This is a genomic window from Pedobacter sp. (genome assembly GCF_045627485.1).
GTDB lineage: Bacteria > Bacteroidota > Bacteroidia > Sphingobacteriales > Sphingobacteriaceae > Pedobacter.
The window spans coordinates 1-2326 of record NZ_JAZQNU010000056.1; the positions used below are offsets into that span (position 1 = coordinate 1).

The window sequence follows — 2326 nt, forward strand, 5'->3', positions numbered from 1 at the left end:
CCTGATTTCAAAATATTAGCCGTTAAAGCGCTCAGGTTTAAACGGTGCTGTCTAACGGCATCACTTTCTTCTTTAATAATAGGTGGCACCTCATGGTAAAATTTATTAAACATCTTGGCCACCTCGTAAAGATAGTTAGCCAGCGTTGCCGGAGTGTAACCTTTTGCGGCTGCTGCAATTTCAACAGGGTATTTTGAAAGTAGAATGATCATTTCAAGCTCGGTCGCCGTTAGCTGGAGGTGAGGATCACTATCTACCCCGCTTTTGAAACCTGCTTTGTTCAGTAAAGATTTGATACGGGCATGGGTATATTGTATAAACGGTCCTGTATTTCCCTGGAAATCGATCGATTCTGCCGGGTCAAATAACAGTCGTTTTTTAGGCTCTACTTTTAACAGGAAGTATTTCAAAGCGCCCATCCCGATATTATAGTAGAGTTGTTGTTTCTCTTCTTCCGAGAAGTCGTTTACCTTACCTAACATTTCGGTTTTTTCCCTGGCAGTGGTGATCATTTCCGTGATCAGGTCATCAGCATCTACGACGGTACCTTCTCTGGATTTCATCTTTCCGCTTGGTAAATCTACCATGCCATACGATAAATGGTGTAAACCTTGCGCCCAGGATTTGCCGAGTTTCTTTAATATCAGGAACAGTACCTTAAAATGATAGTCTTGTTCGTTTCCAACCACATAAATTGACTCATCCATTTTGAAATCGTCGTATTTCATCTGGGCAGTACCCAAATCCTGTGTAATGTAAACTGAAGTGCCATCTGCACGTAATACCAGTTTCTCATCCAGGCCTTCTGAGGTAAGGTCGATCCATACCGAACCATCTGGCTTTTTGAAGAAAACACCTTTACTCAAGCCTTCTTCAACGGTATCTTTTCCTAATAAATAGGTGTTGCTTTCGTAATAGTATTTATCGAAGTCCACACCCAGGTTTTTATAGGTAATGTCAAATCCTGCATATACCCACGAATTCATGGTTTTCCAGAGGCTGATCACCTCCGCATCACCTCTTTCCCAGGCCAGTAGCATTTCCTGCGCTTCTTTAATTAAAGGCGCATTCTTTTTAGCCTCTTCTTCTGTCTCACCGGCAAGTTTTAACGCCTCAATTTCTTTTTTGTATTCCTTGTCGAAAATAACATAGTATTTACCAACCAGGTGATCGCCTTTCATACCGGTACTTTCCGGGGTCTCGCCATGACCAAATTTCTGCCAGGCCAGCATAGATTTACAGATGTGTATACCCCTGTCGTTAACCAGGTTCACTTTAATGACTTCATTTCCTGCTGCTTTCAATAATTCTGCTACAGAATATCCCAATAAGTTATTGCGCACATGGCCTAAATGCAGGGGTTTATTGGTGTTTGGCGACGAGTATTCGACCATGACTTTATTTCCGTTCGGCTTAATGGTACCAAACGAAGGATCCAGCAATTCGGTATTTAATAGGTTTAGCCAATAGTATTCTGCAATGCTTAGGTTCAAAAAGCCTTTAATCACATTGAATCCTGTAACCTCCTCCACATGTTCTACCAGGTACTCCCCTAAATCAGTGGCTGTTGCTTCTGGTGATTTCTTGGAGAAACGCACTACCGGAAACACCACAATTGTAATCTGACCTTCAAATTCTGTGCGCGTGTCCTGCAGGTTTACCTGCTCCTCTGGCATATCCTGGTTATACAATTGTTTTACGGCATTAACCGTTGCCGTAATCAGATTTCTTTCAATGTTCATAGTCTATTCGTTTCTTAGCGCATTTGTTGCCTTGACCAAAATCTCGAAAGCATGTTCTGCCATCTTATTTTCGCGGTCTAAAGTGGGGTTTACTTCAGTAATTTCAAAGCAACATACTTTTTTATTCGTTATTATCTTAGAGATCAGCATGCCAGCCTCCCTTTCGGTAAGTCCTTGTGCTACAGGCGTGCCCGTTCCGCGCGATGAGCTTGGATCCAATGAATCTACATCAAACGACACATAAATAAGGTCGCAATGCTCTAAATACATCATCGTTTCGATCACAACCCGCTCCACACCCCGCTTTCTCAAGTCGGCTGTGGTAATATTTTTCACTTTATTTTTCGTTACCAGGCGCTCTTCCGGTCGCTCCATATCACGTGCAGAAATCAATACCAGGTCACGGTAGGTGATCTTTGGTGCAATATCTCCCACGTTTTTAAGCTGAAACCAATAATTAATAGTCTCCTGGTCAAACTTGTTCACTTTTTCATCAAGGTTGTCTTCGTCAAGCGCCATGGCCAGCGGCATGCCATGCATGTTACCCGATGGTGTGGTATAAGGCGAATGCAGGTCAGCATGTG

At 42.7% G+C, this 2326-nt stretch carries 2 protein-coding genes; both read right to left on the minus strand.

Annotated elements, in window-relative coordinates; translation table 11 throughout:
- Window positions 1-1742: arginine--tRNA ligase (gene argS / locus ACR2F3_RS04195; protein WP_432708726.1), on the minus strand; the 1742-nt coding region annotated here is incomplete at its 3' end.
- A gap of 3 nt (window positions 1743-1745) precedes the next feature.
- A partial coding sequence (locus ACR2F3_RS04200) for an arginase family protein (protein ID WP_432708727.1) occupies window positions 1746-2326 on the minus strand: 581 nt, incomplete at its 5' end.